Here is a 6,372-nt window from a genome sequence, read left to right as displayed (position 1 = left end):
TTGGCTGGCCCGTTTCTCTTTGCCATTGACCACTCTCTCCGTTAGGTAAGAGTGTCAACGAAAACGAGGCAAGCTCCTCGTCCGTGTCGAGCGACAAGTTAGGCCTCACTGGACACCCTCGGAATGGATCTTCCATCAAAAACGGCCACGACTGACGCAGCTGCATCTTCGCCTTGGCGCTCGAAGGCCGACAGCGGAATGAGACTCCAGTGTCCAGACGCGAGCGAAATAAGCACCGTGTCGGAGGTGAGTGCATAGGACTTCACCGCGCTCCAGGGGGCGAACGACTCCACCTCGGAGACCACCTCATGTAGGCCACTATCGTCTATGCGAAGAGAAACCGTTCGTGCCGGGATGCGAGCAACGTCTGCGGATACCGCTGCTTCATAGTGCTTTTTGTAGGAAGCGGCGTGAAATGCAATGCCGACCAGGACACCGGCGAACGCCATACCGAGGAGAAGACTCTGAGCAATGGCTGCCGTAACAACGCCCAGGAAACTGACTCCGGCTACCAATGCGCACCAGGATAGGTAGCCCTTCAAGAATGCCCTCGGAACTCCGCGCTCCATATGCCTCCGATGCGCGAGGTAGGTTGCGGGACCAAGTTCGTATTGGAGCTGAAGGGGCATGCCTCGCATTTGATTGCACGACGAAGCTGATTGTGAGGTCGAACGTAATTTGGAGCGCATCTCGGAACCCGCAAACCCGCAGGTGCCGAATAACCTCGCCATTGCAGCGAGCGTATGTCCTTGATACACCACGGCTTTTCGTCCTCCCTCTGGTTATTGAGGTGGGACTATACGGAACCTGACTTCCCGCACAAGCGGACTTGCCTTGTGAAGGTTTGAGTAGCCGCCAAGGCTGCTGCGGAATCAGCGCTGTGTCAGCGCTTCACGCAACCCTGCCGCTCCTGCGGCCAACACCGCCCCAACCGCGCGAACGGATCCGACGTCTGCAACTGGAACGGCCCCGGCCGCTCATTGCCAGCCACGTACAACCGCCCCTTCGCCTTGAACAACAGCGCCTCCAAGATCGCCGCATTCGTGCTCAGCGAAAGCGTGGCATTCGGCGCCCCGCCCTGCTCGAACCGCCCCTCGTACCACCCGCGGTCCGGGTCATACAGAAGGCGTACTGCATCGATCAACTGCCGCGTGTACTCCCCCGGCCACAGCGCCCACATCCCGAAGGCCGCGCGCGTCGACACCATCGCGAGTTCCTCGTATGTACGCCCTTCATGGCTGATGGTGTTCCACGCGTAACCTGCCGCATAGATCGAGTCCAGCACCACATATGGCTCTTCGCGCATCTGGTAGTCCGTGCGCGCAGTGAACTGCCGCTCACGCCGCCAGCGCTCTTCCTGCACGCGATACACCTGCTGCGCCAGTTCGCCCAGCAGCGGCGCGCCGCCGGGCGCCTGCCAGCCGAGTTCGATGCCCGCCAGCGCATACGGCATGGTCAGCACCGGGGCTTGCGCGCCGGTGGTGCGCGGGTCGCGGGCGTCGTAGCGGATGGGCAGGCCGAGGATGTTCACGGTCTGCGTAGCGGGCAGCGCGATGGATGCGCGCGCGTCGAAGCCCCACGCGGCGTAGCCGGCGCCGGCCAGCTGCTGGTAGCCCAGGCGGCCTTCGTCGTAGCGGTCCAGCTTGCCGCCCTCGCGCGCGCTGCCGTGCAGCCCGCCGCAGTCGTCGATGACGTCGCAGAAGCGCCAGCGCAGCACCGCCTTGTCGGCATATTCCTGGAAGCGCTGGTGGCGCAGGCCGGTGATCTTCAGCCACAGCAACAGGCGCCCAGTGTCCACCGCCGACCAGCCGATGTCGGCGGGCTTGCCGTCGAAGGCCACCATCTTCTGCGTGGTGGCGTGGTACGCCTTGTTGGGCAGCTGGCCATCCGACAGGTCCATCGTCGCCAGGAAGCCCAGCAGCCGCGACAGGCGCAGGTCGAACTCGCGCGCGTCGATCACCTTCAGCTCGTACGCGGCGATGGTGGCCGCGAGCGCATCGCCCGCGTTCCACGCGGTGAAGACGGGCGAGCGGTCCATGCCGCCGACCAGGCCGGTTTCGGAGTCGGTGTTGTTCTCCAGGTAGCGCCACGCAGTGCGCGCCCACTGGTGTTCCTGCGCGTTCAGGCCCGCTGCCGCGCCCTTTGGCGGTGCGGCCTTGTCGGCATCGGCGGCGCCATCGCGGCGCGCCACCACGCCGCAGCCGGCCAGCAGCGCCGAGCCGCCCGCGCCCGTGAGCAGCACGCGCCGCTTCAGCATCCCGGGCCTTTCGAGCCGCCCGCGGCCAGGCGCGCGCAGCGTTGCTTGTCCCACTGGCTTTCGCGCGCGGCGCCCCACTTCAGCAGCTTGCCCTGCGCCTTGAACAGCAGCGTCTCCAGCATGATGCCGTTGTTGTTGGCGGTGAAAGCGCGGATGGGGCCCTTGCCGCTTTCCAGCACGCCTTCCATGAAGCCGCGCTGCGGGTCGCCGTTCTTCGCCACTTCGGCGAACAGCTTGTCGGTGTAGTCGCTGCGCCAGAGCACCCACATGCCCAGCGCCGCCTTCAACGAGACGGCCGCGAACTGCGGCACGTATTGGCCGGATTCGGTGATGGTGTTCCACGGGTAGCCGTCGGTGAACACCGTGTCGTAGACGAAGTACGGCTCGGCATCCAGCTGGTGTTCCGACCGCGCGGTGAGGATGCCGGTGGCCTTCCAGCGGTTTTCCTGCGCCTGGTACACGCGGTTGGCGAAGTCCGCCATCCAGGTGTGCGTGTGCTGGCGGTCGTCGGTGCCGCGGTCGTCGGCCAGGTCCCAGTTGAACTCGATGCCGTCCAGCGCATAGCTTTCGGTCACCACGTAGTTGTGCTGGTAGTACTTGCGCGGGTCGCGCGAGTCGTAGGGCACTTCCACGCAGTAGATCGGCGCCGTGGCGTAAGGCTCGGGCTTCGAAGCCAGGTCAGTGTTCACGCCCCACAGCTGGAAGCCCTTGGCCGCGTACTCCTCGTAGCCCAGGCGGCCTTCCTGCACGTACTGCACCTGGCCCTTGTCCACCAGCGCGCCGAACATCATGCCGCCGGCATCCACCACCTTGCCCCACTTCCAGCGCAACACGAACCTGTCGACGGCGTCGGCATGCTGCGGGTAGCGTTCCTTCACGATCTTCAGCCACACCAGCAGCCGGCCCAGGTCCAGCGCCGAATAGCCGATCTCGCCCGGCTTGTTGCCGTAGTCCACCTTCTCCAGCGTCCTGGTGTTGTAGACCTTGTTGGGCAGTTCGTCGCGGAAGAACGCCAGCCCGCCCAGCGCGGCGATGGCCCTGGAGAGGCGCTCGTCGGCCTGCTGCGGCGTGATGAGCTTCAGTTCGCGCGCCGCCACCACCGCGCCCAGGTACGACCCGGTGTCCCACATGGTCGTCGACGGGTAGTTGTCCACCGCGTTGGCCAGGCCGCTGGGCTGCGTGTTGTTCTCGAAGTACTTCCACGCCGTGCGCGCCATCGCCATCTCGCCTTCGGTCAGCGCGCCGAACCGCCGCTCGTAGCGCGCTGCCGCCAGCTCGCCGGGCCTGCAATTGGCCTGGCCCAGCGCGGGTTCGGAAGCGCGGGGCTGCGGCGCGGCCGGCTGCTGCGCGAGGGCGAGGCCGGCGCAGGCGAGCGCGAGGGAGGCGGCAAGGAGTCGCGGGCGAAGGGCCATGTCGTTCACCGTGGAGCCAGGAGGCGGCCGTGCGCGATGAAAGCCAGGCTTTCCAGCACGACCGCGTGGTTGGAGAGGTTGGATGCGCCGGCGGCTGCCGCGCCGGAGGGGCTCACACCGAACAGCGCCTGCCCCGCGATGGCGGACGGGCCGCCGCGCGCGGTGTCCTGCTTCCAGGCACGCCAGGCCATGTCGCGCGAGGTGCCCGTCAGGCCGAATTCCAGCCCGGCCAGCAACCACGCATCCGCGGTGCCTGCTTCCTGCGTGCGCATGTCCTGTCCCATCAGCGCGAGGGCTCGGGACGTGTACGGTCCCCAGCCCGGCCGCGCGCCTTGCGCGGCCAGCTGCGGCAGATCCCATTTCGCAACCACGCCGCCCGCGGCGTCGGCGTGTTTCGGGTAGCGCCACGCCAGCACATGCAGGGGCACCAGCAGCCGCGCCGCGTCCGTGGCGTCCTGCGGCGTGGGCAGCGTGGCCAAAGCGAGCGTGACGCGCTGGTCGAAGGCCGCTTCCTGCAGCAGTTCCAGCCGCCGGGCAGAGATCACGGCCACCAGGGCCGAGCCCGCGTCCCAGGCCGTCGCGGGCGCGGCTTCGCGCTCCGTCGCAGCCCACGCACTGCTCGCCGCTTCGACCTCCGGCACCGTCAGAGGCCGTGGCGCAGGCTGCGGCGGCAGGTCCGCGCTGGCCATGGCTTGCGCTTGCGCCTGCGCGGGCGCCGTCTTCGCGATCAGCTCCAGCCGGGTCTGCTTCTCGATCCACCACACGCTGGCGAATGCCACCACCAGCGCGGCGATCCACACGAGGGAGCTGCGGGCCTTGACCCAGTTGCCGTCGTTCTCGGGTTCGTCCATTCCTTGTTTTTCTTTCCGTCTGCGCTCAGGCCGGCTGTGCCGCGGCCTCTTGTTCTTCGGGCGGTTGCCACACGGCCGCGCGCACCATCGGCAGCATGGCGAAAACGTTGTTCAGCCCCCAGGCGGCGTTGACCACCAGGTTGGGCAGCTCCTGCAAGTGCCCCTGCACGAACACGCGGAAAGCCGCGTAGCCCAGGCCCGCCAGCGTGAGCACGATCACGCCCAGTTGCGGGTACACCAGGTGCAGGAAGTTGCCTTCCTGCCTTTCCTTGGGCGTGACGTGGAACTTGATCTTCTCGCCGCGCATCACCGTCCACAGCGCGCGCAGGTTCACCGGGAAGAACGACAGGTACGACGCCTTGCCGTCCCAGCTGCGCACGCCCCAGGTGCCCACCATGAAGGCCAGTTCCGTCATCAGCAGGAACGGCAGCGCGTGCAGGTAGAACGCGGTGGAGTACGACGACAACGGCGCGATGCCGGTGAACAGATAGATGATGGGCGCGGCCAGGAACACCACGTTCCAGATGGCGCCCAGGTAGCCCCAGAACGTGGCCAGGTACATCAGCCGCTGCGGCAGCGTCATGCGGCCGCGCAGGAGCGCGTTGTCGCGCAGGCCGATGTCCAGCGTGCCGCCCGCGTACTTGAAGCGCTGGATCATCCAGGCCAGCAGGTCCTGCGGCGACAGCATCTTCGACTCGATGCGCGGATGCAGCACCGACTTCCAGCACCGCCCGGGGTCGCCGTGCAGCACGATGCTGGTATAGATGTCTTCCGAGACGTGGAACTTGTAGGGCGTCAGCTCGCGTTCCAGCGCGGCCTGCGTGCGCATGGCGCCGCCCAGGTCGCGGCGCAGTTCCTCGTCTTCCACTTCCGCTTCGAAGCGGCTGACCTCGTGGTCCACCGCGGTGCCGAAGCTGCGCAGCGCCGCCTGCATCACCGCTTCGCGCCGGTGGATGGAGCCGGCGCCGCAGCAGAAGCTGGCGTTGGCCCAGTTGCGGCGGCGCTGGATCACGTCGTAGAACATCTGCGGGTCGTTCACGAACGGGTCCTGCCCCAGGCGCACCGGGCCCACCACCTTTTCCACCGCGCGGCCGAGCAAACGGCCCGCGCCACCCAGGCCGCGGCCCAGCCACTCGGGCAGCCGCCGGCCCCCGGGCAGGTCGTAGAACCACTGCGGCGTCTGCACCCACGCGACGTCGGGGTCGCGGAAATAGCCCAGCGTGTTGCGCAGCAGCGTGGTGAACAGGCGGTTGTCGGCGTCGCAGATGACGATGAAGTCGCCGCTGGTCTGCTCCATGGCGTTGCGCAGGTTGCCCGCCTTGAAGCCGACGTTGTTGGTGCGCGTGATGTAGCGGACGCCCTCTTCCCGCGCCACCTGCTGCATCTTCGCGCGCCGGCCGTCGTCCAGCACGTGCACCCGCAGGTCAATGGGGTGCGGATAGTCCACCGCCTTGGCGTCGCGGATGGACAGGCGCACCAGCTCCTCGTCCTCGTTGTACGTGGCGATGAAGATGTCGACGGAGATCGGCCGCTCGGCCCAGGGCCCGGGCTCGTCCACGCATTCGGCGATGGTGCGCGGCGGCGGGCGCATCTTCGGGTCGCGCGTCTGCCAGAGGTTGAACGCGAACAGCAGCAGCCCCAGGTAGGCGAAGGTTTCCGCCACGGCCAGCGGGATGGCGAACCACAAGGCGTTGTAGTTGAGCGAAGCGGCCCAGCGCCAGCGGATGTAGTTGGCGCCCAGCACCAGCGCGATGATCACCAGGAACTGCCACAGCAGTTCGCGACGGCGCGAGTACGGCACCGGTTCCGGCGGCTTGCGGTGCTCGAAACGGTCGAAGTAGAACGAAGGCAC

The 6,372-nt window shown here is 67.2% G+C and carries 5 protein-coding genes; all 5 read right to left on the bottom strand.

Features of this window, described 5'->3' with window-relative positions; translation table 11 throughout:
* Positions 1 to 98: 98 nt before the first annotated feature.
* A complete protein-coding gene (locus tag EZ216_RS20225) occupies positions 99 to 629 on the bottom strand; it encodes a YcxB family protein (RefSeq protein WP_135251605.1) in 531 nt (176 codons plus the stop codon).
* Between the two features lie 254 nt (positions 630 to 883).
* Complete coding sequence (locus EZ216_RS20220; protein ID WP_135251604.1) at positions 884 to 2,257, bottom strand: DUF3131 domain-containing protein; 1,374 nt, start codon at positions 2,255 to 2,257, stop codon at positions 884 to 886.
* Positions 2,251 to 3,669 (bottom strand): DUF3131 domain-containing protein, encoded by a 1,419-nt coding sequence (locus tag EZ216_RS20215; RefSeq protein ID WP_135251603.1) that lies wholly within the window; start codon positions 3,667 to 3,669, stop codon positions 2,251 to 2,253. The genes EZ216_RS20220 and EZ216_RS20215 overlap by 7 nt, the downstream gene beginning before the upstream one ends.
* A gap of 5 nt (positions 3,670 to 3,674) precedes the next feature.
* Entirely contained in the window at positions 3,675 to 4,520 is an 846-nt protein-coding gene (locus tag EZ216_RS20210; protein ID WP_135251602.1) for a DUF3131 domain-containing protein, read from the bottom strand.
* Positions 4,521 to 4,545: 25 nt separating this feature from the next.
* Positions 4,546 to 6,372, bottom strand: coding sequence for a glycosyltransferase family 2 protein (locus EZ216_RS20205; protein WP_135251601.1), 1,827 nt, complete (start codon positions 6,370 to 6,372; stop codon positions 4,546 to 4,548).

This window comes from Ramlibacter humi, from assembly GCF_004681975.1.
Classification (GTDB): Bacteria; Pseudomonadota; Gammaproteobacteria; order Burkholderiales; family Burkholderiaceae_C; genus Ramlibacter; species Ramlibacter humi.
Note: the sequence above shows the minus strand (reverse complement) of the source record. Positions and strands in the feature narration are given on the sequence as shown.